This is a genomic window from Olleya marilimosa CAM030, assembly GCF_000518485.1.
GTDB classification, from domain to species: Bacteria; Bacteroidota; Bacteroidia; order Flavobacteriales; family Flavobacteriaceae; genus Olleya; species Olleya marilimosa.
In genome coordinates, this window is sequence record NZ_JADR01000009.1 from 141,591 (window position 1) to 166,981 (window position 25,391).

Here is a 25,391-nt window from a genome sequence, read left to right on the forward strand (position 1 = left end):
TATGATTACAGTAGCTATAAATGGTTTTGGACGTATTGGAAGACGCGTTTTTAGACTACTACACAATAATACAAACATTAAAGTTGTTGCAATTAACGATTTAACAGACGCAAAAACTTTAAGTCATTTATTAAAATACGACAGTATACATGGTGTGTTTCCTGCTGAAATTTCTTCAACAGAAAATACTATTCTTGTAAATAACGTCCCAGTATCACTTTTAAACCAAGCACACCCAAAGGACATTGATTGGTCTAAATTTACTCCTGATTTTGTAATAGAAGCAACCGGAAAGTTTAAAACAACAAAAGAGTTACAACATCACCTTAATAATGGTGCAAAACGCGTAATTTTAAGTGTACCTCCAACTGAAGATGATATTAAAACTATTGTCTTGGGTGTTAATCAAAATGATTTAGATGGTACAGAAAAAATAATATCAAACGCATCTTGCACCACAAATAATGCTGCACCAATGATTGATGTGATTAATGAGCTTTGCGGAATTAACCAAGCTTATATAACCACAATACACTCTTACACAACAGATCAAAGCTTACACGACCAACCACATAGGGATTTACGTCGTGCTAGAGCTGCTGGACAAAGCATTGTACCTACAACAACAGGAGCAGCTAAAGCCTTAACAAAAATTTTTCCAGAGTTATCAAATGTTATAGGAGGATGCGGAATCAGAGTACCTGTAGCCAATGGATCTTTGACAGATATTACCTTTAATGTCAAAAAAACAGTAACCATTGAAACTATAAATGAAGCTTTTAAAAAAGCATCAAAAGGTAAATTTAAAGGCATCCTAGAATATACTGAAGACCCAATAGTATCCATAGATATTGTAGGTAACCCACACTCGTGTATTTTTGATGCTCAAATGACCTCAGTAATAGGTAATATGGTAAAAATTATTGGATGGTATGATAACGAGACTGGCTACTCAAGCCGAATAATAGATTTGATTTCCAATTTATCCGAATAAAAATAACTTTTAAGGGATAAATATTTATATTTGTTTATATATACCCAACAAATGAAATCCCATTTTATAAAATTTTTCACTTGCTTAACACTTTGTTTTATAGGCTTAAACCTTCAAGCACAGACCTTAACAGAAAAAGAAAAGGAAGTCATTAAAAACAAAATAAATTTTAACATAAGTCAAGCTCAAAAAAATATTGATAACAATCAATATTACAAGGCGCAAAGTGATTTAAACGAAGCGTTAACACTAGCTAATCAAATTAATGACAATAAAAACATTGGTTTAATTTACTCTAAAATTGGAAAAATTCAGTTTATAACGGAAGAATCCAATGAAGCCCTTCAAACACTTATTAAGGCAATTGAAAAACAACGATTTGCAGAAGACAATATTAACATTGCAGAAACCTACAAAACTATAGGTATCGTTTACATGAGTAAAAATAATTATACTCGTGCGTTAGATTATTTTACTTCTGCAGAAGGCCTTTTTGAAAATGAAGATTTACATGATTTTGAAGCAGAGTCTATGTTGTACAAAGGCGATGCGTATTATAATCTAGAAAATTATGAAGAGGCTGAACTAGAGTATGAAAACGCAGTAAGCCTATCTAAACGCTATTTAAACAACAAATTACTTAGTAGTGCTTATATCCATCTTGGCAAAAACAAAATTAAATTAGGTAAGCTTGATGAAGCTGAAAGCTACACTCTACAAGGACTTAACATTTCAAAAAAACATAATTTTCCGGCTATTACTAATATAGCCTATGCAACATTAAGTGATATTTATAGTGAAACTGAAGAATATAAAAAAGCTAACGAGTTTTTAAAAAAACACATCAAACTAAACGACTCGTTATTATTGGTTAAACGCAGCTATCTGTCTCCAGAAAAAAGATTAGATAAACTTTACAGCAATCCTGTAGAATACCAAAAAGAAAAAGAAGCAGATTTAGAGAAAGAAGCAAGTTCTACTTGGTTAGAAAAATTAACCACCATATTAAGTATAGCGTTAATTACAATTTTATCATTACTAACGCTTTCGTTATACAAAAACAATAATATTAGATTAAAATCTAACAATATATTGCATAAAAAAAATGCAGAACTAACAATAGCTATGGAAAAAGCAGAGTTAGCAACTAAAACAAAAGCTAACTTCTTGTCAACCGTTACCCATGAGCTAAGAACGCCTTTATATGCTGTGACTGGTTTGACTAATATGTTATTAGAAGAAGACCCAAAACCTGCACAAGTCCAACATTTAAAATCATTAAAATTTTCTGGAGATTACCTATTGACTTTTATTAACGATATCCTTCAGATTAATAAAATTGAAGCCAATAAAGTAGATATTGAACCTGAAGTTTTTAACCTTAAAAAGAAAGCTGAAAACGTAATGTCTGCCTTAAACAATTCAGCTTTAGACAACAATATTACTTTACATTTAGAATACGACAAGAATTTGCCAACCAATTTTAATGCAGATCAATTAAAAATCTCTCAAATATTAATTAATCTAATAGGTAACTCTATCAAATTTACAAAAGATGGAGATATTTGGATTAGAATAATTAAACAAAACCAAAATGGCGAAAATTTTGAAGTTAGATTTGAAGTAGAAGATAACGGAATTGGAATTAGTGAAGAAAAGCAACAAAACATGTTTGAAAGCTTTTCTCAAGGCTCCATTCAAATTAACCGAAAATACGGAGGAACAGGACTTGGTCTTTCCATTGTAAAAGGGTTAATAGATATTTTAAAAGGAAAAATTTACATGAAAAGTCAGTTAGGAAAAGGAACCACCTTTTTCTTTGAAATACCAATGAAAAAAAGTAATGAAATTATTGTCGAGAAAAAAGCAAATTACTTTAATGAAATTGACGAAATTGAATTAAGCAACATTAAAATATTAGTTGTCGAGGATAATAAGATCAACCAAATGATCACTAAAAAAATCCTTAACAAAATGAAACTATATTGTGACGTTGTTGACAATGGTGAAGAAGCTGTAGATATGGTTAAAACAACTAAATATGACGTTGTGTTAATGGATATACACATGCCAGGAATTAGTGGTATGGAGGCTACAAAAATTATCAGAACCTTTGATAAAGAGCTTACTATTTTTGCTCTTACAGCAGTTACTATTGAGGATAAAATGCAAGAATTTGAAGAAGCTGGTTTTACGGATATTATCCCTAAACCATTTAAACAAGAAGATTTCGAGAAAAAACTATTTAATGCCTTAATGCTTACTGAAAAAAGATAAAACACTAATTTAAAGCATAGGTCTTTATAATAGCATCAAATTTTGAACTGTTGTCTATTACCATTTTAATAGGTAAATAAAACAACTTACCTTTTAATGACACTTCTGTTTTTAAACGCATATAATCTTTCTCAGTAGTAATTATGCACTTATATTTTGATAAATATTCTACTTCTGAAGATAAAAAATCATGATGATCTTTAAAATTCAAATGTTCAAATTTTAAATTCTTTAGTTTCAAAAAAGACACTAATGGTTTTGCATTTGCAATTCCTGTGACCAACTTAAAATCATCTCCTAATTGATCCAATGCAATAGTTTTATTTTCAGAGTAAACCTTATCACTATAACTTATCCAACTAAAAAACACCTGCTGATTTGCAAAAGGTTTAATTTCTGCAATTATTTTTTGTTTATCCGCTTCTGCTAAATTTTCTGGACATTTAGTTATTATTATTAAGTTAGCTCGTTTAGCACCTGACTTAGGCTCACGTAAATTACCTGTAGGCAAAACAAAATCTTTCGTATATCTATTATCATAAGTAGATAATAATATATTAAATCCTGCTTTTACTTTTCTATGCTGAAAAGCATCATCTAACAATATAACCTCAGGTTTATTAGTTAGCTGTAATAAATTAGCTATACCTTCTTGCCTATTTGCATCAACTGCAACAGTAATATCCTCTGAAAAGCTATTATAAAACTGAAATGGCTCATCCCCTAAAATACTAGCATTTGTATTAGCACCTCCTAACTGAAATCCTTTACTCTGTCGTCCATAACCTCTGCTTAATGTAGCTAACTTAACATCGTCTTTTAATAAACGTATTAAATACTCAACCATTGGTGTTTTTCCTGTTCCTCCAGTGCTTAAGTTACCAATACAAATAATTGGAAAATCATAAGATTTAGAAGCCAACCAACCCATATCAAACAAGACATTTCTAAACCATGTTATTACATAATAAAATGGTACAATTGGAAATAAAATAAATCTTAAAAACTTCATTTAGCACATTTATAGCCCATTTAAATTTTAAAAAAAATGAAATGAGTAAACAATAATAGTAACGAAAGTAAATATTTTATATTTGTTTTAAATATTTAAGACCAAAAAGTATGTTGATAAAAGACCTTATTAATCACCTAGAGGACATTGCACCTTTAAAATACGCTGAAGATTTTGACAATGTAGGATTATTAATTGGCGACAAAAACACAACCGTAACCAATGTTTTAGTAACATTAGACACTTTAGAAGATGTGGTTGATGAGGCAATTGCTAAAAATTGTAACTTCATATTAAGCTTTCACCCAATAATTTTTAAAGGTCTTAAAAGTTTGACAGGAAAAAATTATGTGGAACGTACCGTTTTAAAAGCTATCCAAAACAATATTGCAATCTACGCCATACATACCGCTTTAGACAATGATAAAAATGGCGTAAATGCTATGATATGCAACCAACTAGAATTGTATAACCAACGCATACTAATCCCTCAAAAACAAACCATAAAAAAACTAACCACTTATGCACCAATAACAGAGGTAGAAACTATTAAAAATGCTTTATTTAAAGTTGGTGCAGGACAAATAGGTAATTATTCTAATTGTAGTTTTACAACAAATGGCATGGGATCTTTTAATCCTAATCAAGATGCCAATCCGACAACTGGTAAAATAGGAGAAAACCATATAGAATCGGAAACACAAATAAATATAACTTTTCACAAACATTTAGAGGCTGCTATTTTAAAAACTTTATTTGAAACACATTCTTACGAAGAAATAGCTTTTGAGGTTACCACTTTGGAAAACACCAATCAAAATATTGGAATGGGAATGGTTGCTGAGCTAAAAAAACCTATGACTGAGACAGAATTTTTAAACTATTTAAAAGAAAAAATGGACGTTTCAATGATCAGACACAGTAAACTAACAAATAAAACCATAAAAAAAGTTGCAGTATTAGGAGGGTCTGGAAGCTTTGCAATAAACGCAGCAAAAGCAGCAGGAGCTGACGTTTTTGTAACATCAGACCTTAAATATCATGAATTTTTTCAAGCTGAAAACAACATTTTACTAGCAGATATTGGACATTATGAAAGCGAACAATACACAAAAAGTGGTTTAGTAGCAATACTTACGAAAAAAATTCCTAATTTTGCATTCATTTTATCGAACACAAATACCAATCCTGTTAAGTATTTTTAAAATATGGCAAAGACAAAAGAAGCAACAGTAGAAGATCGCCTAAGAGCGTTATATGATCTACAATTAATAGACTCTAGAATTGACGAAATAAGAAGCGTACGTGGAGAATTACCTTTAGAGGTTAGCGATTTAGAAGACGAAGTTGCAGGATTAAAAACTAGATTAGAGAAGTTAGAAGATAGCTTAAGCTCTGTAGATGCTGAAATTATTGCTAAGAAAAATTTAATTGAAGAATCTAAGACATTAATTAAAAAATACTCTGAGCAACAAAAAAATGTTAGAAATAACAGAGAATTTAATTCTTTAACCAAAGAGGTTGAATACCAAGAGTTAGAAATTGAATTAGCTGAAAAGCATATCAGAGAATTTAAAGCTCAAATTGAGCAGAAAAAAGAAGTTATTGCTAAAACTAAAGAGCATAACAAAGAGCGTGAAAACCACTTAAAACATAAAAAAAGTGAGTTAGATGCTATCTTAAAAGAAACTGAAAAAGAAGAAAAAGCGCTTATAGAAAAATCTGAAGATTATAAGAAAAAAATCGAAGAGCGCTTAGTTAAAGCTTACAACCGTATTAGAACTAATGTAAAAAACGGTTTAGCTGTTGTACCAATTGAAAGAGGTGCGTCTGGAGGATCTTATTTTACAATTCCACCACAAGTACAAATGGAGATTGCTGGACGTAAAAAAATTATTACGGATGAGCACAGTGGACGTATACTTGTTGATGCTGCTTTAGCTGACGAACAAAGAGAAAAAATGGAGAAAATGTTTTCTAAATTATAGAAACTAATTTCATTATATTAAAAAAGCCTTTACTTAGTGTAAAGGCTTTTTTATTGCTATATGTTTATTTTTTTAAGAAATAATTATAATTAAATAAGCAAGGATGTTATAATTTATACGTCCAATTGAAAAAGAAAAGAAAAATGAAAAAATTTTTATCAGTATTATTTTTAGCCCTATTATTTAATTGCAACAATCAAGCACAAACCAATCCTAAACAGGAAGCGATTAAGACAGCAACTCCAGTAACCGTCGCATTAGAAAACGGAAAAGCCAAAGCTTATTTTGCTAGTGGTTGTTTTTGGTGTGTCGAAGCTGTATATGAAAGCGTTAAAGGTGTAGATGAAGTTATTAATGGATACGCAGGAGGTCATACACAAAACCCCACTTACGAAAAAAGCAATACAGGTCAAACAGGTCACGCTGAAGCTGTAGAAGTTATTTATGACCCAAATATTGTTAGTTTTGAAACATTGGTAGACGTCTATTTTGCTTCACAAAATCCAACACAAGTAAATGGACAAGGTCCAGATAGAGGTAGTCAATACAGATCTATTATCTTTTACCAAAATCAGGAACAAAAGGAAATTATAGAATCTAAGAAAAAAGCTTTAGCCAAAAAACTTAATAATAAAATTGCTGCCGAAGTATATCCTTTTCTTAAATTCTGGATTGCAGAAGACTATCACCAAGATTATGAAAAATTACATCCTGAAAATCCATACATCCAAAATGTATCTATTCCTAGGTTAAATAAATTTAAGTCAAAGATGCCAGAAGTGTTAAAATAAAGCAATAAAAAAACTGTTTATCGGATAAATAGGTTATTTTAGCGATTAAAAATAAGCGGTTTACGTTTTTTAGGCTTGCTAACTCCTGTACTAATTACATTTACCACCAAACCATACTTAACCTATTTATTGTCATGAAACACACTTTACTTATTGCGATAACTATTCTATTTAGATTATCTATTTTTGCTCAAACACCACCAGCTGCTGTACCTGAAGCATCACAATATCATAATAGTAGTAAAAAATATATCGAATATATTCCTGGTAACTTACCAATTGTAATATCAGCTCCTCATGGAGGGAAAATTGTAGCAAACGATTTAGCAACAAGATCTGGTTGTGGTACAAATGAAGAAGATAACAACACAGACATTTTAATTAGAGAGATACAAAAGCAATGTTATGCTCAAACAGGTGGATATCCTCATATTATAATTAACAATCTAAGTCGCTCAAAGTTAGACCCTAACAGGATAGAGTCTGTTGCAACCTGTAACAACTCTGGGACTGTACAGTATTTTACAGCTTACCACAATTTTATTGATATAGCTACTGCACAAGTAACTATGGACTACGGTAAAGGCTTATACATTGACTTACATGGACAAAGTCATAATCCAGAAAGAATAGATGTTGGATATAATATTCAATATACCGTTTTAGGTAGTAGTGTTAGTAATACTATAAATTATTCAACCATTCAAAATTTAAAAAACAATAACCTTCAAAACCTATCTTTAGAACAGTTATTAAGAGGTGACCATAGTTTAGGTCAATTATTTCAAACAACAGGAGGTGCATACTACAACAGCACACGTACGCCTTGTAGTAGCGATAACACACGTACAATAGGTTACAGAGCGACACCAAGTAGTTATAATACTGGCTGTGATGACAGATTTCCTGGGACCGAATATTTTGAAGGAGATTATTACAGTAATGTTAGACATGGTTCTGGTGACCCAAGCATATCTACTAATTTAGTTGGAGGTGGCTCTTTAAATGGTGGTGGTGGTACTATTGACGGAATTATGACAGAAGTCAATAGACGAGTACGAGATTTAGGAACTGTATATAGCGGAACCTCTAGTTATAATAGGACAGACTCACAATTGCCAAGATTATATTATTTTGCACAAGATTATGCAACAGTAATTACAGAGTATATTGCTGCGCATTATGACGATTTTACAGGATTTAATTATGACAATTCTGTTTATGATATTACAACAGACACCAATCCTACTCCAACATTAACTACAGGTGTTACTGGTGGAATATACACTAGTACTCCATCTGGTTTATCTATAAATCAAAATACTGGAGAAATAGATTTAGCGTCATCTACAATTGGTGATTACGTTGTTACCTACTCTGTAGGACCTACCTCTTTAACCAATGCACCAACTAGATTTTATAACAGTACTCAAAACATTGAAATTACAACTAGCACATTAGGGTTAGAAACGTTTGATAGTCTTACTTTCAAAATCTTTCCTAATCCAACAAAAAACATTGTAAACATTAAGTCTAACACTGTAATTTCCAATATTAAACTATATAATTTACTTGGTCAAGAAATGCTGGCTCAGGACATAAATAATAGACAATCTTCTGTTGATTTATCTAATCTTTCAAGTGGCTCTTATTTAATGTCTATTTATGTTGAAGGCAAAAAAGTTAGCACAAAGTACGTTATCAAAAACTAAAGCTTAGTAGCTTTAATTTCAAACACAAGAGGATACAGTTTTTCTTTTAACTCATAATTGCCAGATTTGGTTTCGACTAAATCTGGCAATACATTATACGGACTTTCATCATATTCATTTAGATAGTCAATGTGTAATCCAGCTTCGGTTAAGGCATTTATAACTTCGCCTAAACCATGATTCCATGAATAGGTCTTAGACAGTAGATCTGCAGTTTCATCTGCATATGTACCTTGTTCTTCTTCATATATAACCTCTTCCCTACTGTAGGCATAACGCATTACAGGTGTTTTGTCTAAATAGTCATACATCCAAACTATTGGATGAAACTCTGCAATATAAAAGACACCTCCTTTATTTAAACGCTCTGCTATCATTTTTCCCCATGGTTTTAAATCAGGTAACCAACCAATCACACCATAGCTAGTAAAGACAATATCAAAAGTTTCTTTAATATATTTAGAAGTATCCAAAACATTGCAACACACAAATTTTGCATCTAAAGACAACTCATTGTTTAATGTTTGTGCTAATTTGACTCCTTCATCACTAATATCAACACCAACACATTCAGCACCTAATCTACTCCAACTAAGGGTATCTTGACCAAAATGACATTGTAAATGCAATAAAGACTTCCCTTTTACATCTGGTAACGCATTTAATTCATACTGCTTTAATGATGTTGTTCCTTTTTTAAACGCATCCATATCATAAAAATCACTTGTAGCGTGTATTTTTACTTTTTGATTCCAAGTGGATTTATTAGTATTAAAATATTCAGTCCTCATAATGTTAGTATTTGCTCACAATTTAATATTTCTATTTTAAATAAAAGGCTTCCTTATCTTTGCACAAAAAATTTATCATGAAAAAAGTACTTTTAATACTAATTACACTAGTTAGTTTTTCTTGTAAAAAAGAAGTAAAAACTACCAAAAAACAATTAACTACTGCCCAAAAAATAGCTAATGCAAACGGAATTTCAAACTGGAAAAAAGTATCGCAAATTGATTTTACTTTCAATGTAGATAAAGACAGTACGCATTTTGAACGCTCATGGTCATGGCAACCAAAGACTAATCAAGTCACTTTAATTGCTAACAACGACACGTTAACTTATAACAGAAACAAAATGGATAGCACAGCAATAATGGCTGATCGTGGTTTTATAAATGATAAATACTGGTTGCTGGCACCTTTTCAAATACTTTGGGATAAAGGCACTACAATAACAGATACAATCGCAGAAATTGCTCCTATTAGCCAGACTAAACTTAACAAACTGACTTTAACCTATAGTAATGATGGTGGTTACACACCTGGTGATGCTTACGATTTTTACTACGATAAAAACTACATTATTAAAGAATGGATTTTTAGAAAAAGTAACGCGACAGAACCATCGATGATAACATCTTTTGAAAATTACCAAGATTACAATGGTATTAAAATCGCTAAAGACCATAAAAAATTAGAGGATACTTGGAACTTAAATTTTACTAACATTGCAATAAAAATGGAGTAATAAAAATCCAAATCTAATGTTGAAACGTATATAAATTAATTCCGCTTTACGCGTCAACATATATCTCAAAGGGTTTCATAATTTAAATTTATGAAACCCTTTTTTTGTCTTGGACAACCACTTCCTTTCTAAACTAATTATTCTTATTTTTGTAGGACACCTAAAAAACAAACCATTTTGACCAACTATAAATTAGGTTTAGATTTTGCTAAACAATTAGATGACCAAGACCAATTGTCTGACTTTCGTCAACAATTCCACATTCCAAAAGATAAAAACGGAAAGGATTTAATTTATTTCTGCGGAAATTCATTAGGTCTTCAACCTAAAATCACAAAAACATATATAGATCAAGAGCTTCAAGATTGGGCTAATTTAGGAGTTGAAGGTCATACCGAAGGTAAAAACCCTTGGCTACATTACCACGAGTTTTTAACAGACACTATGGCTAATATCGTTGGTGCAAAGCCAATTGAAGTGGTAGTAATGAATTCTTTAACTGCTAACCTTCATTTTATGATGGTTAGTTTTTATCAACCTACACCTAAACGTTATAAAATTTTAATAGAGGCTGATGCCTTCCCTAGTGATAAATACGCAGTTGAGTCACAATTACGTCATCATGGTTATGATGACAAAGACGGTTTAATACTATGGAAAGCTAGAAAGGGAGAAGAATTAGCTAATTATGACGATTTAGAAGCCATTTTAAAAGAACATGGTGAGGAAATAGCGTTAGTCATGATAGGTGGTGTAAACTACTATACAGGACAGTTTTTTGATTTAAAACGAATTACCGATTTAGGTCACAAACATGGCTGTGTTGTTGGTTTTGATTGTGCTCATGGAGCAGGAAACGTACAATTAAATTTGCATGATTCTGGTGCAGACTTTGCGGTTTGGTGCACATACAAATATCTAAATTCTGGACCAGGAAGTTTATCTGGTGCGTTTGTGCACGAGCGTCATGCTAACAGTAAAGACTTAAATAGATTTACAGGATGGTGGAGTCATAACAAAAAGACACGATTTAGAATGCGTGACGAATTTGATCAACTTCCAGGTGCAGAAGGTTGGCAACTTTCTAATCCTCCAATACTATCTATGGCTGCAATCAGAGCCTCTTTAGATGTAATCAAAGAGGCTGGTTTTGATAAACTTTGTGAAAAATCTAAAGTATTAACTGGTTATTTTGAGTTTTTAATTAACCAATTAAACAATAAGGACATTAAAATAATTACACCTAGTGATCCAAACCAAAGAGGTTGCCAGCTATCTATACAAGTTAAAAACGCAGATAAATCTTTGTATGACAAATTAACTAATGCAGGAGTTATAACAGACTGGAGAGAGCCTGATGTTATTAGATGTGCTCCTATACCACTATACAACAGTTTTCAGGACGTTTACAATATGGTAGAGCGTTTAAAACAATTATTATAATTATATTTTGAATGCCTTTTATAAAATTATTAAGGAAGAAACAATACTACTAAAACTCAAGAAAAAAAGTGATATTGGGTTTTGGCACTATCATATACTTGGTTTACTAAGTTTTTTCACCAATAATCAATTGGATTATTTATTTATAACCAATAAAAGGATATTAATATTAATTAAAGATAACATAGTAACTAACATAGCATATACTGGTTTTGAAAAGTTAAAATTTAATAGCATTAACAACACTTTAAGTTTTATTGACACAAATAACCAACAACAGCAATTATCTTTAAATAAGTTAAGATTAACTTACGAAGAGATACAACAAATAAAGAAAAAACTACATGCCTAATAAACAAAACATATTAATCATTGGTGCAGGACTTTGCGGAAGCCTACTAGCACTAAGACTTGGACAAAGAGGCTATAATGTTAACGTGTACGAGATGCGTCCAGACTTACGCAAAACAGACATATCTGCAGGTCGTTCCATTAATTTAGCATTCTCAGACAGAGGCAACAAGGCAATGAAACTAGTTGGTATTGAAAAACAAGTAGAAGCGCTTTGTATTCCTATGAATGGTCGTATGATACATGACAAAGAAGGCAATACCTTTTTATCAAATTATAGTGGTCGTGATCATGAGTATATAAACTCAATATCAAGAGGTGGCTTAAATGCTTTACTTTTAGATGAAGCCGAAAAACATAAAAATGTTACTATTCATTTTAATAAAAAATGTAAATCTGTAGATTTTGAAAATACGACTGCTCTTTTTGAAGATTATATTACAAAAGATAAATTTATTGAAGATGCAGATTGCATAATAGCAACAGATGGAGCTGGATCTGCCTTGCGTAAAAGTTATTATTTAGAACGTAAATTTTTATTTAGCTTTTCTCAAAATTATTTAACACATGGTTATAAGGAGTTAAGCATTTTACCAACAAAAACAGGAGATTACAAAACTTATAAAAACGCATTACATATTTGGCCTAGAGGCGACTTTATGGTAATAGCACTTCCAAATTTAGATGGTAGTTTTACCGTAACACTATTTTTAAGTTATGACCAAGGTGAATATAATTTTAATAACTTAACCACTCCTGAGATTGTAACAGAATTTTTTCAGAAAGAATTTCCGGATGCTTTAGCCTTGATGCCAAATCTAGTAGAAGACTTTTTTGAAAATCCAACAGCACCTTTAGGTACAGTAAAATGTTCTCCTTGGCACTATAAAGGTAACACCTTGTTAATGGGAGATTCAGCACACGCAATAGTCCCTTTTTATGGTCAAGGTATGAATGCTTCTTTTGAAGATGTTGTCGAGTTTGATGCTGTATTGGATAAGTTTGAAGGTAATTGGGATACTGTTTTTTCAGAATACGAAAAAACTAGAAAAAAAGACACAGACGCTATTGCAGATTTAGCAATAGATAATTTTCATGAAATGAAAGACCACGTTGGTCAAGCTATATTTCAAGAAAAACGAAAAATTGAACAAGCATTAGAAAAAGAATTCCCTAATGAGTATTCATCAAAATACAGCTTAGTCACTTTTAATGAACACATTGGCTATCGCGAAGCAATGTTAAGAGGAAGAGCTCAAGATAAAGCAATTTTAAATATGTTAGCTGATAAAATAATTACAGTTGATAGTGATTTAAAAGTCATTTTAGATAAAGTAAAAAAAGAAACTGAAGCTATTTTGGAAGATGACAAAATTGCTGGACTGAAATAATTGATAAGCAGCAATCAGTCAGTAATAAAAAGAAAGAATAATGAAATCCTGAAACAAATTCAGGATGACGCAAAAATATAAAATCAATGAACGAAGGAACTAAAGTAACACCAAGAGGAGCCTATCCACACGTAAAACAAGTTGGCGATTTCATTTTTGTTTCAGGAACCAGTTCTCGTAGAGCAGATAATAGTATTGCTGGAGTTGATATTATTGACGAAATGGGAACTAAAAAACTAAACGCCTACACACAAACGCAAGAAGTTTTAAAAAACATAGATACTAATCTTAAAAAGGTTGGCGCCAGTTTAAAAGACGTTGTAGATGTTACTTCTTTTTTAGTAAATATGAATGATTTTGCAGATTATAATAAAGCTTACGCTGAGTTTTTTGATAAAGAAACTGGACCAACCAGAACCACTGTTGCTGTGCACCAATTACCACATCCCGATTTGGTTGTTGAAATTAAAGTAATGGCTTATAAAAAACAGTAAATGAACATTCAAAACTACATAAACGGAAATTTCCACAATCCAATTCAAAACCAATGGATAGATAACTACAATCCAAGTAATGGAGAAGTTTACGGACAAATACCAAACTCGTCAAAAGAAGATGTAGAAAACGCCTATCAAAGTGCCAAAACTGCTTTTACTAGTTGGTCACAAACGAGTATAGAAGAACGTAGTAGAATATTAATAAAAATTTCAGAGTTACTAGAAGCTAACTTACAACGCTTTGCTGAAGCAGAAAGCAAAGACAACGGAAAACCGATTAGCTTAGCAAAAGCTGTAGATATACCAAGAGCTGCAAGTAACTTTCGTTTTTTCGGAAATGCCATAACACAGTTTGCTAGTGAAAGTCACGAAAGCATTGGGCAAGCCATAAATTACACCTTACGCCAACCCATTGGTGTTGTAGGTTGTATTTCCCCTTGGAACCTTCCACTCTATTTATTTACTTGGAAGATTGCTCCAGCAATTGCAGCAGGAAACTGCGTCGTTGCTAAACCAAGCGAAGTCACACCAATTACAGCTTATTTATTAGGCGAAATTTGTAACGAAGCAGGTTTACCTAAAGGCGTTTTAAATATTGTACATGGCTTAGGAGGTTCAACTGGACAAGCCATTATAGAACATGAAGACATAAAAGCCATCAGTTTTACAGGAGGAACAGCAACTGGAGCACATATTGCAAAAGTAGCAGCTCCAATGTTTAAAAAACTATCGTTAGAGTTAGGCGGAAAAAACCCAAATATCATTTTTGAAGATTGCGATTATGATGATATGCTAGACACAACAGTGCGTTCATCTTTTGCCAATCAAGGTCAGATTTGTCTATGTGGAAGCAGAATCTTTGTAGAAGCATCTATCTATGAAAAATTCAAGAAAGATTTTGTTGCAAAAGTGAAGGCCTTAAAAGTTGGACATCCATCAGAAGCCTCAACAAATATTGGAGCATTAGTATCCAAACCACATTTAGAAAAAGTAAAAGAATATATAAATATCGCTAAAGCGGAAAACGGAACAATCCTTTGTGGAGGAAATGAAGTAACTGTAAAAGGTTATGAAAATGGTTACTATTTAGAACCAACAGTTATTGAAGTTCCAAACGATGAATGCAGAGTAAATCAAGAAGAAATTTTTGGACCTGTAGTTACTATTATGCCTTTTAATACGGAAGACGAAGTATTACTAATGGCAAACAAAGTAAAGTATGGTTTGTCTGCAACATTGTGGACCAACAACTTAAAACGTACCATGCGAATGAGCAACCAACTACAAGCTGGAATAGTTTGGGTTAACACTTGGATGATGCGCGATTTACGTACACCTTTTGGTGGTGTAAAAGCCTCAGGAGTTGGTCGTGAAGGTGGCTTTGAAGCGTTACGCTTTTTTACTGAAGCTAAAAATGTTTGTATTAAATACTAGTAATGAGTGAGGTCGCGACAGAGTCTATCTTAGGCCTAAACCACAGGCTAGACCAGACATAAAATTAAAATATAAATTAAAACGAAATGTCTCCTCGAGCGCAGTCGAGAGGTTTATTATGAAAACTTATTTTGTTTATATATTACAATGTTTAGATAACTTAACCTATACAGGAGTTACAAATAACATTTCCAGAAGATTTGAAGAGCACCAAAATGGATTAAACAAAAATTGTTTTACTTTTAAAAGAAGACCATTAAAGTTAATTTTTCATCAAGAATTTAACGATATTGAACAAGCAATATTTTTTGAAAAGAAAATAAAAAAGTGGAGTTCAAAAAAGAAATATGCATTAGCTAATGGTGAATTTGATTTATTACAAATTTTATCTGAATGTAGAAATGCTAGTCATGCTAAATATAATACAGAAAGTGATTAAGGTCTCTACTGCGCTCGACCAGACATAAAACACAAAATATAAACTGAAACAAGATTGTCTCCTCGAGCGCAGTCGAGAGGTTTCTAAATAAAAAATAATTATCAATTGAGAGCAATGTCTCGACTGAACTCGATCAGACTAAGATTATGGATTTACAACTAAACAATAAATACGCATTAGTGTGCGGAAGCACAGCAGGAATAGGAAGAGCAACAGCAATAGCTTTAGCAGAAGAAGGTGTACAAGTAACCCTTATTGCTAGAAATGAAGACAAGCTAAAAGCAACATTAACAGAGTTACCTCAGCATAGAAACCACGATTACATTGTTGCCGATTTTTCTAACCCGAAAGCGTTAAAAGAAAAGGTAGAAGCTTACGTAAAAGAGAATCATGGGTTTCATGTATTAGTAAATAATACAGGAGGACCAAAAGGAGGACCAGTATTTTCGGCAGCTATTGATGAATTTGAAGCTGCTTTTACTCAGCATTTAAAATGTAATCACGTGTTAGCACAAGCAGTGGTTCCGTTTATGAAAAATGAAGGCTTTGGTCGCATTATAAATGTAATTTCTACATCAGTAAAACAACCTTTAGATGGTCTTGGTGTGAGTAATACCATTCGTGGTGCTGTTGCCAATTGGAGTAAAACCTTGGCAAACGAACTTGGCCAATTTGGTATTACTGTAAACAATGTTTTACCAGGAGCTACAGGAACAGATCGTTTGGCTGAAATTATTAAAAATAAATCGGTTAAATCTGGAAACACCGAAGAAGAATCTGCAAATGCTATGAAAAGCGCTGTGCCTGCAAAACGTTTTGCAAAGCCAGAAGAATTGGCTGATGCCATTACCTTTTTAGCAAGCGAACGTGCGAGTTACATTAACGGAATTAATCTTCCTGTAGATGGAGGAAGAACAAAGAGTTTATAATTCTTTATTTCGTTTTTTATCACTAATTTTATTGAATTGATGAATCTGCGTTAAGGATTACTCACAGATTAATATTTTAAAATATTGATTTCGTGAACCTAAAGGTTTGAAAGGTTTGTTTGAGCTCCTCGCAGAGAGCGAGCCTTGAAAGCCTGACCCTTTTTAGGGTAACGCCCAAAATATTATACCATGAGTAAATTATATCCACCTGTAAATTTTAAAGCTTGGATTGAAGAAAATAGACATCTTTTAAAACCACCTGTTGGCAATAAAGTAGTGTGGAAAGATGGTGATTTTATTGTTATGGTTGTTGGTGGACCAAATAATAGAAAGGACTACCATTACAACGAAACACCTGAATTTTTCCATCAAATTGAAGGAGATATTGTCTTAAAAGTAATAGAAGACGGTGTCCCAAAAGATATACATATTAAGGAAGGAGAAATATTTTTATTACCTCCAAAAGTACCACATTCGCCACAACGTGGTGCAAATACTGTTGGCTTAGTGATTGAATATCCAAGAGAAAAAGGTGTACAAGATGCTTTACTTTGGTTCTGTGAAAATTGTACAACAAAACTTTACGAAGAAGATTTTACAGTCAAAAATATTGAAACTGATATGCCTAAAATATTTGATAAATATTATGGCGATAAAGACAAACGCACTTGCCCTAATTGTGGTGAAATTATGGAACCACCAAAAAAGGTTAAGTTAGAAGACTAGTTAGCAAAAGCAACAAAGTTGGGATTAAAAATAACATTAGCTTAATTGAAAGTCCCAAATCAATTTGTAAAATTGAATGCCAAGGCGAAGAATAGATAAAGAAAAGCTTCGAGAGCAGGAGAACTTTGTTCGACGCGAAGTTTTCGTATCGGTTTTCAGTTTAAAACTGAAAAATTCCTTGGCTTGGATGTCTTTTTTTGGTTCGTTTTTTGGACAAGCAAAAAATGAATAGAGAAACAATATAACCAAAGAAGTTCAAAAACAACTTGAACTCCGATTAACAAGATTCCCACTTTCGTGGGAAGTGAATATGGAAACACGTAAACTTAGAATTAACGGTCACTCACACTTATTGCCATATCCAGAGGAAATCCCTCAGTTTATGCAAGACAAAGAAATTTTTTGGGTGGATAAAGACCGAAAATTTATGCTTCAAAAAGATTGGAACAGACCAATTACAGATTCTAGTTTCTTTTTAGATGAAAAACTAGCTTGGATGGAACGTTTTAAAATTGACCATGCAGTTGTTTTAAATTTATCGCAATTATATGGTAATGGTTTGCGTGTGGAAGAAATGAAGCAAGCGCTTAAATTTCAAAACGATTTTAATGCTAAAGTACAACGCGAAAACCCAAGTAAATTTACTTGTGGTTTTGTAGTACATCCTGGTTTTGTTAGAGGAGCCTGTTGGGAAATTGAGCGTTGTGTGGAAGAATTAGGTATGCAATTACTTTGCTTACCAACCCATTATATGGATACTATTGGAACTTGGCGTTGTATTTTTGACGAAGAAAACGAGCCTATTTTTGAAATGGCTAACAAGTATAATCTAGCTGTAGAAATACACCCTTACGATGGTGAAAAATTTATAAAACTAGAAAACACGTCTTGGCGTTTTCACTTAATATGGATGCTAGCACAATGTGCAGATGCCTACCACTTTTTAACTTTAAACGGTTACCAAGATAAGTACCCAAATATGAGAACTTGTTTTGCGCATGGTGGACAATTAGCACAAATAAACTTAGGAAGACGTATTCAAGGTTTTGATGGTAGACCAGATTTATTTGAAGGTAAAAGTCACCCAAGAAAAGCGGTTGGACATAAAAACATATTTTTCGATACCTTAGTACATGATACTGGTGGATTAGATTTATTATTAAAAAACCAAGGTTCTAAACAGGTATTAATGGGACTTGACGATCCTTATCCTTTAGGGGAAATGGAAAGCGAGAAACAAAGCTCGTATCCTGGAAAAATTTTAGATTTAGCTATAGAACGAAAAATTATTACAGAAACAGAACGAGATGCTATTTGGGAAGATAACGTGATCCAATGGTTATGTGGAGATGACCAAGCTGCTAAAGACAAACTTGTAAAACGAATATTGGGTTAATGAAAAAAGAATCTTTTTGGGATAGCGTAGCAAACTACATTAAATTTAAAACCATTATTCCATTAATAGTCATGGCAGTAGTACTCCTTGCGCTTCTAGTAAAAGCACTTTACAACACTATAATAGGTTAAACATTATTTATGTACTTTTTACCAGAAAAATTAGACGACTATGTTGTTGCTCACAGTCAAGATGAGCCAGAATTATTACAACAATTAACTAGAGAAACTTATCAAAAAATATTACAGCCAATTATGTTGTCTGGACCTTACCAAGGTCGCGTGCTAAGCATGATTTCTAAATTAATTAGACCAAAATCTATTTTAGAACTTGGTACTTTTACTGGTTATGCAACGCTTTGTTTAGCAGAAGGCTTGCATCCAGAAGGCGAAATACATACTATTGATGTTAATGAAGAATTAGAAGATTTTCAGCGTAAATATTTTGACAAATCTGGTTACGGAACACAAATACATCAACACTTAGGGAGTGCAATAGATATATTACCAACATTAGATAAAACCTTTGATTTGGTTTTTATTGATGCTGACAAACCTAACTACGTTAATTACTTTCATTTAATTATTGACAAACTAAATCCAGGAGGCATCATACTTTCTGATAATGTATTATGGCATGGAAAAGTGATTGAACCTGTTGATGCTAAAGACGTTTCTACTAATGTTGTTTTAGAGTTTAATACACTTTTAAAAGAAGATCCAAGAATCGAAACCGTTTTATTACCTATTAGAGATGGTTTAACTATTAGCCGCAAAATATAATATTACTAATGAGTAAATTAGATATAAGAACCGTTGATGTCACACAATACGTCACACCTTTAAGAGAAGGTGGTTCTTTACCTGCTATTGTAAAAGCTAGCGACGATTTTTTATATGTCTTAAAATTTAGAGGAGCTGGACAAGGCAAAAAGGCTTTGATAGCCGAATTTATTGGAGGCGAATTAGCACGAGCTATAGGTTTAAAAGTACCGGAATTGGTGTTTATGAATTTAGACGATTCGTTTAGTAAAATGGAACCTGACGAAGAAATACAAGACTTACTTAAATTTAGCGTTGGCTTAAACTTAGGGTTGCATTATTTAAGTGGCTCTATAACTTTTGACCCTTTAGCATCTGTTGCAGATGCTAAAACAGCCTCTAAAGTGGTATTATTGGATAGTATTATTAGTAATATAGATAGGACTTCTAAAAATCCAAATATCCTAAATTGGAATAAAGAATTATGGGTTATAGATAATGGAGCAAGCTTTTATTTTCATCATAATTGGGACACATGGAGCACTCATTTAACAAGAACTTTTCCGTTAATAAAAGACCATGTACTACTAAGTCGTGCAACGGATTTAGACAATGCTTCAAAAGAAATAATTAAAGCTTTAGATAAAGATACTATTCAAAACATTATAAATACAATACCTGAAGATTGGTTATTAAACGAGTCTGACACCTTAACACCAACACAAATAAGAGCAGCTTATATAGACTATTTAGAAGCTAAACTCACCATGATAGATTCACTAGTTAAAGAAGCGAAAGATGCAAGATAAAGTTACTTTTGAATACGCAATTATTAGGCTTGTACCTAAAGTGGAACGTGAAGAGTTTTTTAATATTGGAGTTATATTGTACTCCAAACGCAAAAAATTTGTTGGAGTTAAATACAAAATTAATGAATCTAAATTAAATGCATTTGGATGTGATTTAGATTTAGATACTTTAAATAACTACCTGAAATCGTGGGAATTAATTTGTAAAGGCGATGCATCTGCAGGAACAATTAGTCAATTTGAAATATCTGATAGATTTAGATGGTTAGCAGCTACAAGAAGTACAATAATACAAAGTTCTAAAACTCATTCTGGATTAACAAATGATCCTGAAAAAGAACTAGAAGACATTTTTAAGTCTTATGTTTTGTGTGATAAAACTGAATATTAATTTTTTTTGATTACTCTTTATTAAACATTCTATTAGCTAAATAACTAGCATCTTTAGACACTCCTCCTAACGTTGCAGAACCACGAGTAAACATCCATGGTAAACCTATAAAGTATAAGCCATCTATATTGCTAACACCTCTATAATTTTTTGGATACCCATTAGCATCTAGCTCTAAACCCTGAATCCATTTAAAATTAGGACGATAACCTGTTGCCCAAATCACATTTTTTATTGTTGAAACTTTTTGCCTTTCAAAAAAAACATCATTGTTTAAAGCATCTTTTGTACGTCCTACAGCTATTACGTTTTTTTTAGACAAAATCTCTTTAACATCTGTACCAATGACAGGCTGTGTAGATGAGTTTATTTTTTTCCCAATCCAACTATACTTACTATAACTTAAAAAACCAACTACAGTAAACCACCACCACAACGTTTTACCCAAAAAATTTTGTGGTAAAGACTTTACTGTTGTATCGCCAGAAAAGTAAACCGTTCTAGATGCATCCTTAGAGATTTCATTTAGTATTTGATAACCAGAATCTCCTCCTCCTACAACCAATGCATCTCCTTGTTGTAATTGCTTAACACCTTTGTAGTAATTACTATGCATTTGCAAAGTGCTTTTGGAAATTTTAGTATGACAAGGTGGTGTGTATGGTATATGGAATGGACCTGTTGCGACAACTACATTTTTAGCTTCTATTTGACCATTTTTATGCTGAACATAAAAACCTCTTTCAGTTTTTGAAACAGACGTTACTAAAGTATTTAACTGCACAGGAATATCAAATTCTGTAACATAATTCTTAAAATAATTAGCAACATCAACCTTAGTTGGGTAATAACCTTTTGGTGCATCAAATTTTAAACCTGGTAAATGGTTATATTCTGTTGGTGTAAATAACTTTAAAGAATCCCATCGATTTAGCCATGATGCTCCAATTTCGGCTTCGCCATCAATAACTAAAAAATCTACATTCATTTGTTTTAAATGATAAGCCATAGCTAAACCAGCTTGTGCGCCTCCAATTACTACATAATCCAACATCTAAGTTCCTTTTTAAATTAGGTGTAAAAGTACCCACAATTTGTCAATCTAAGCAATAAAGACAAGCTCAAGATTAATTCATGGTTGTTAAACCTATTGATAATACTCATTAAAAAAAGACTTAACTCGACCAAACGCCTTTTTCACTAATTACTAATTATTTAATAAGCTAAATAGTATACTTTTATTAAATGAAGTATAAATTAATAATATTCTTTATAATAATAATTGGGCAAACAATTAGTGCTCAAAATACTATTAAGGATAGCACATTAACATTGTATGACAATATTGAATGGCTTAATAATTTTGAAAGTCAAGTATTAAAAAGTAATAAAATTGAATTAATAAAACATAAAATCAACGCAGATACATTATTTACAGCTAAAACTGCAAATTCTAGAATTCAATTTAAAAACAAAAGCAACCCTATTTTACCCAAAGAAAAAATAGAGTGCGATTGCAAAATTCAGTTTTTAATAAATTTAAACGAACCTAATTATTATTTACTTGATCCTATAGCGTATCCTAAAACGACAATGGTTCTAAAATTAATAAACTTAAATAATATTGAAGATTTTTATATTATAAAACAGGCTGAAGCTGCTGCTTTATTTGGAGAGCAAGCCAAATGTGGTGTCCTTATCCTTAAAACCAAAAACAAGCAACTTATAAAAAAAGTAAAACAAATATTATAATTGCAGGTAGCAACTAGCAATTTAACAACATTTAACTAAAGTTTCCTATTGCCATATATTTTCACGAAATTTAGGCTATAACGTAAAATATTAATCACTAAATCGTAAATATGGATTGGATATATTCTTTAAATGACCCTTTATGGGAGACAATTGTAGGTAGCCTTATATTATTTGTAGTCATTATTTTATTAACTAGAATAATAGGATTACGCTCGTTTGCTAAATTTACAGCTTATGACTTTGCTTTTACTATTGCTATAGGTAGTATTATTTCTTCAACTTTAACATCAAGTACGTCAATAACACATGGTAGTGTTGCAATTGCAGCCTTACTATTTTTAACTTATATCTTCTCTACTTTACAAAAAAAGTTTCCTAGTATAAACACTTTAATATCAAATAAGCCTTTATTATTAATGAAAGGCCAAACCATTTTACATGACAATTTAAAACATGCTAGAATTGAAAAGTCTCAATTAATAGCTAAGTTAAGAGAAGCAAATGTGTTAGACTTTAAACAAATTGAAGCTGTGGTTTTAGAATCTACAGGAGATATATCTGTATTACATAAATCCTCTGAATCTGACGACACAAATTTAAGTGCTGAACTCTTAAAAGGTGTTAGAGAAACACCTTAATCAAAAGTATTATAAAATAAAAAAGCCTCTCAAAATATTGAGAGGCTTTTTAAATTAACACTAAAAACTTTACTGAACTGCTTGTAAGGCGTCAATGTTACCATAACCAAAACTACTGTTCTTGTTAGGATAAAACTGGGCAGATTGCTTTAATTTATTTAACACTTGTGTTCTAGACCAAGATGGATGTCTTGACCAAACTAATGCTGCAATACCTGCTGTAGTTGCTGTTGCTACAGATGATCCACCTGTGTAACGTCTATCTCCATTATAAAAACCTAAAACTGGAGGTGCTTTACTAGTATTATTATCACCTTCCATAATAATTGTAAAATCTATTTTATCTCCACTGTGACACACTTCGCATCTGTCGTAATTAGGACCATCATCAACTCCAGTTACAGCAACAGTCTCAGACATAGTTGCAGGAAAAATTACACCATAACCATTTGTAAAACTAGTTGACGTCCCACCTGCTGCAAAAATTAATTTACCTTTACTATATGCATATTTAACAGCATCTTTAATATTACCAATAGACCATACATAACCAATTGACATAGATATAATCTTTACGTCACTTCTGTTTCCTAATTGTGTTAATGCTGCAGACACACCTTTACGCTCATGATAGTCGTTAAGTAAAACATCTTCTGTTGCTCTGTAAGCTACTAAGTTTGCATTATATGCTACACCAACTGGCATACCATTATCATTACGTGGTGCTGCCATAGTTGATGCCATAGCTGTACCGTGTCCACATTTATCATGAGGTCCATCATAATTATTAGACCACCACCATGACGAGTCAATAAAGGTTCCATATTTTTGAACAAAACGACCGTTAGAATATCCATCATTAATTCCTGAGGTGTTTAATAAGCTTTGAGATGCTGACACACCTGTATCAATTAACCCAATAGTAATACCTGATCCAGTACTATAGTTCCAAGCTTGCGGAATATTATGTTTGTTAAAATGCCAAGACACTTGTGCATTGTTTGGTGCTATTGTTGTGTAATGCGATGCGTTTATTGCATCTGCATTTTTATCACATCCTGAGCTTGAGCGTGCATTATTTACGGTTTCGTAGTGGTTATAACCGTTAGGCTCTAAATATCTAACACCATCTGCTTCCAACAATTGTTTAATGGTTATAAAGTTTTCTACTTTAACGTCTACAACATTTATTATTTCATGTTCAAACATGGTCTTTTCGCTTTTTTTATAAGCTTCATTAGCTTCTACTAATTGTTCAATAGTAGCTAAGGTTGACTTTAAACGTTCTGACTTAACCTCTGCAAAACTTTCTCCTTCTTCTCCATATCCTATCGTTAGGATATTATTACCTCTAACTACTGCACTCCATAAGGTATGAGGCGTTACATCTTTCCAGTCAAAGCTTCCGGTTTCAGTAAGACTTGTATTAATTATAGCATTAATTTCTGGGATAGTCAATGCTGCTTTTTGGTCGTCGTTAATTGTGGTTTCTTCTGGATTGTCTAGATAGGCCTCGTCCTGACAAGCATTAAAAAAAGCAAATGTCACTAAAAGCAATGACAATTTAATTACATGTTTTTTCATTTTATATAGTTTAAGGTTGATGCTTAAATATATAAATTATTCTTAAAAAAAAGTTAACAAATTTGACAAATTAACAATTAGACAACACATAAAGTAGTAAATCAATACCTTTTTAAGAGTACTACATTGCGTTAGCGGTAGCAATGACATCCTTTTTTTGCTGCCATATATGGCAAAAAAAGATATAATGGATGACGCGACCCTTGTGGTAACGCCCTAATAGTTAAAATAATTTTGGGTTTATAGTTTACGACGTACAGATCCTGTAAACTCTTCTAGATCGTCTTTAACTTTTTTAAGCTCTTCGTTTACATCATTGGTGATGCTTGTGTCCAAACCGTTACGTTCTGCAGATTTAGTGATTTCGGTTTTAATATCGTTAGTTGCGTCTTTAAGTTGGCGCATACCTTTACCTAAACCTTTGGCAATTTCTGGTACATTTTTAGCACCAAATACCATAACAACGATAAGTAGGATGAAAAATATTTCTCCTCCGCTTATAAATAAAAATGTTGCTAATTTAATCATGGTACAAATATACTAAG

General features: G+C 32.1%; 26 protein-coding genes. 21 read left to right on the forward strand and 5 right to left on the reverse strand.

Annotated elements, in window-relative coordinates; genetic code table 11:
* The first annotated feature begins 1 nt into the window (after position 1).
* Both gap and M890_RS0111785 read left to right on the forward strand, forming a co-directional pair.
* Positions 2-994, forward strand: a complete 993-nt coding sequence (gene gap / locus M890_RS0111780) for a type I glyceraldehyde-3-phosphate dehydrogenase (RefSeq protein WP_028283731.1) — start codon at positions 2-4, stop codon at positions 992-994.
* A 51-nt stretch (positions 995-1,045) separates the two neighbouring features.
* Entirely contained in the window at positions 1,046-3,271 is a 2,226-nt protein-coding gene (locus tag M890_RS0111785; RefSeq protein ID WP_028283732.1) for a tetratricopeptide repeat-containing hybrid sensor histidine kinase/response regulator, read from the forward strand.
* Positions 3,272-3,275: 4 nt separating this feature from the next.
* Here M890_RS0111785 and lpxK read toward each other — a convergent pair whose 3' ends face one another.
* Complete coding sequence (gene lpxK / locus M890_RS0111790) at positions 3,276-4,283, reverse strand: tetraacyldisaccharide 4'-kinase (RefSeq protein ID WP_028283733.1); 1,008 nt, start codon at positions 4,281-4,283, stop codon at positions 3,276-3,278.
* A 110-nt stretch (positions 4,284-4,393) separates the two neighbouring features.
* Here lpxK and M890_RS0111795 point away from each other — a divergent pair, with 110 nt between their 5' ends.
* From M890_RS0111795 to M890_RS16115, 4 genes are all read left to right on the forward strand, one after another.
* A complete protein-coding gene (locus M890_RS0111795) occupies positions 4,394-5,488 on the forward strand; it encodes a Nif3-like dinuclear metal center hexameric protein (RefSeq protein WP_028283734.1) in 1,095 nt (364 codons plus the stop codon).
* 3 nt (positions 5,489-5,491) lie between these two features.
* Positions 5,492-6,271 carry a zinc ribbon domain-containing protein gene (locus M890_RS0111800; RefSeq protein ID WP_028283735.1) on the forward strand — a complete coding sequence of 260 codons (780 nt, stop codon included), beginning with the start codon at positions 5,492-5,494 and terminating at the stop codon, positions 6,269-6,271.
* 143 nt (positions 6,272-6,414) lie between these two features.
* Positions 6,415-7,062, forward strand: a complete 648-nt coding sequence (gene msrA, locus M890_RS0111805; RefSeq protein WP_028283736.1) for a peptide-methionine (S)-S-oxide reductase MsrA — start codon at positions 6,415-6,417, stop codon at positions 7,060-7,062.
* Between the two features lie 134 nt (positions 7,063-7,196).
* Complete coding sequence (locus M890_RS16115; RefSeq protein WP_051437519.1) at positions 7,197-8,774, forward strand: T9SS type A sorting domain-containing protein; 1,578 nt, start codon at positions 7,197-7,199, stop codon at positions 8,772-8,774.
* On the opposite strand, the gene M890_RS0111815 is transcribed toward M890_RS16115, so the two are convergent.
* Positions 8,771-9,565, reverse strand: coding sequence for a class I SAM-dependent methyltransferase (locus M890_RS0111815; RefSeq protein WP_028283737.1), 795 nt, complete (start codon positions 9,563-9,565; stop codon positions 8,771-8,773). The genes M890_RS16115 and M890_RS0111815 overlap by 4 nt on opposite strands.
* Before the next feature lie 77 nt (positions 9,566-9,642).
* Between M890_RS0111815 and M890_RS0111820 the strand changes: the two genes are divergently transcribed.
* From M890_RS0111820 to M890_RS0111890, 13 genes are all read left to right on the forward strand, one after another.
* Complete coding sequence (locus M890_RS0111820; protein WP_028283738.1) at positions 9,643-10,302, forward strand: hypothetical protein; 660 nt, start codon at positions 9,643-9,645, stop codon at positions 10,300-10,302.
* A gap of 177 nt (positions 10,303-10,479) precedes the next feature.
* The gene (gene kynU, locus M890_RS0111825) at positions 10,480-11,745 is read left to right on the forward strand and encodes a kynureninase (protein ID WP_028283739.1); all 1,266 of its coding nucleotides are present in this window, start codon (positions 10,480-10,482) and stop codon (positions 11,743-11,745) included.
* Between the two features lie 344 nt (positions 11,746-12,089).
* Entirely contained in the window at positions 12,090-13,487 is a 1,398-nt protein-coding gene (locus M890_RS0111835) for an FAD-dependent oxidoreductase (RefSeq protein WP_028283741.1), read from the forward strand.
* An 86-nt stretch (positions 13,488-13,573) separates the two neighbouring features.
* The gene (locus M890_RS0111840) at positions 13,574-13,981 is read left to right on the forward strand and encodes a RidA family protein (RefSeq protein ID WP_028283742.1); all 408 of its coding nucleotides are present in this window, start codon (positions 13,574-13,576) and stop codon (positions 13,979-13,981) included.
* A complete protein-coding gene (locus M890_RS0111845; protein WP_028283743.1) occupies positions 13,982-15,418 on the forward strand; it encodes an aldehyde dehydrogenase in 1,437 nt (478 codons plus the stop codon).
* Positions 15,419-15,536: 118 nt separating this feature from the next.
* Positions 15,537-15,857, forward strand: a complete 321-nt coding sequence (locus M890_RS0111850; RefSeq protein ID WP_028283744.1) for a GIY-YIG nuclease family protein — start codon at positions 15,537-15,539, stop codon at positions 15,855-15,857.
* Positions 15,858-16,003: 146 nt separating this feature from the next.
* Positions 16,004-16,786: an SDR family oxidoreductase gene (locus tag M890_RS0111855; RefSeq protein ID WP_028283745.1), complete on the forward strand. Its 783-nt coding sequence runs from the start codon at positions 16,004-16,006 to the stop codon at positions 16,784-16,786.
* 189 nt (positions 16,787-16,975) lie between these two features.
* The gene (locus M890_RS0111860) at positions 16,976-17,512 is read left to right on the forward strand and encodes a 3-hydroxyanthranilate 3,4-dioxygenase (RefSeq protein WP_028283746.1); all 537 of its coding nucleotides are present in this window, start codon (positions 16,976-16,978) and stop codon (positions 17,510-17,512) included.
* A 310-nt stretch (positions 17,513-17,822) separates the two neighbouring features.
* On the forward strand, positions 17,823-18,908 hold the full coding sequence (locus M890_RS0111870; RefSeq protein ID WP_028283747.1) for an amidohydrolase family protein: 1,086 nt from the start codon (positions 17,823-17,825) through the stop codon (positions 18,906-18,908).
* Positions 18,908-19,039: a hypothetical protein gene (locus M890_RS16985; RefSeq protein WP_262496333.1), complete on the forward strand. Its 132-nt coding sequence runs from the start codon at positions 18,908-18,910 to the stop codon at positions 19,037-19,039. Before M890_RS0111870 ends, M890_RS16985 begins: the two co-directional genes overlap by 1 nt.
* Positions 19,040-19,048: 9 nt before the next feature.
* Complete coding sequence (locus tag M890_RS0111880) at positions 19,049-19,690, forward strand: O-methyltransferase (protein ID WP_028283748.1); 642 nt, start codon at positions 19,049-19,051, stop codon at positions 19,688-19,690.
* Between the two features lie 8 nt (positions 19,691-19,698).
* Positions 19,699-20,478, forward strand: a complete 780-nt coding sequence (locus tag M890_RS0111885; RefSeq protein WP_028283749.1) for a HipA family kinase — start codon at positions 19,699-19,701, stop codon at positions 20,476-20,478.
* Positions 20,468-20,869, forward strand: coding sequence for a DUF3037 domain-containing protein (locus M890_RS0111890; protein ID WP_028283750.1), 402 nt, complete (start codon positions 20,468-20,470; stop codon positions 20,867-20,869). The genes M890_RS0111885 and M890_RS0111890 overlap by 11 nt, the downstream gene beginning before the upstream one ends.
* 10 nt (positions 20,870-20,879) lie before the next feature.
* Here M890_RS0111890 and M890_RS0111895 read toward each other — a convergent pair whose 3' ends face one another.
* On the reverse strand, positions 20,880-21,923 hold the full coding sequence (locus tag M890_RS0111895; protein ID WP_028283751.1) for a flavin-containing monooxygenase: 1,044 nt from the start codon (positions 21,921-21,923) through the stop codon (positions 20,880-20,882).
* A 191-nt stretch (positions 21,924-22,114) separates the two neighbouring features.
* On the opposite strand from M890_RS0111895, the gene M890_RS0111900 reads away from it, so the two are divergent.
* Together M890_RS0111900 and M890_RS0111905 are read left to right on the forward strand one after the other, a co-directional pair.
* Positions 22,115-22,621 carry a hypothetical protein gene (locus tag M890_RS0111900; RefSeq protein WP_028283752.1) on the forward strand — a complete coding sequence of 169 codons (507 nt, stop codon included), beginning with the start codon at positions 22,115-22,117 and terminating at the stop codon, positions 22,619-22,621.
* Positions 22,622-22,731: 110 nt separating this feature from the next.
* Positions 22,732-23,262 (forward strand): DUF421 domain-containing protein, encoded by a 531-nt coding sequence (locus M890_RS0111905; RefSeq protein ID WP_028283753.1) that lies wholly within the window; start codon positions 22,732-22,734, stop codon positions 23,260-23,262.
* A 69-nt stretch (positions 23,263-23,331) separates the two neighbouring features.
* Here the strand turns inward: M890_RS0111905 and M890_RS0111910 are convergent, their stop codons facing one another.
* Positions 23,332-24,846 (reverse strand): S8 family peptidase, encoded by a 1,515-nt coding sequence (locus tag M890_RS0111910; protein WP_028283754.1) that lies wholly within the window; start codon positions 24,844-24,846, stop codon positions 23,332-23,334.
* A 240-nt stretch (positions 24,847-25,086) separates the two neighbouring features.
* Positions 25,087-25,374, reverse strand: coding sequence for a Sec-independent protein translocase subunit TatA/TatB (locus tag M890_RS0111915; RefSeq protein WP_028283755.1), 288 nt, complete (start codon positions 25,372-25,374; stop codon positions 25,087-25,089).
* Between the last annotated feature and the right edge of the window lie 17 nt (positions 25,375-25,391).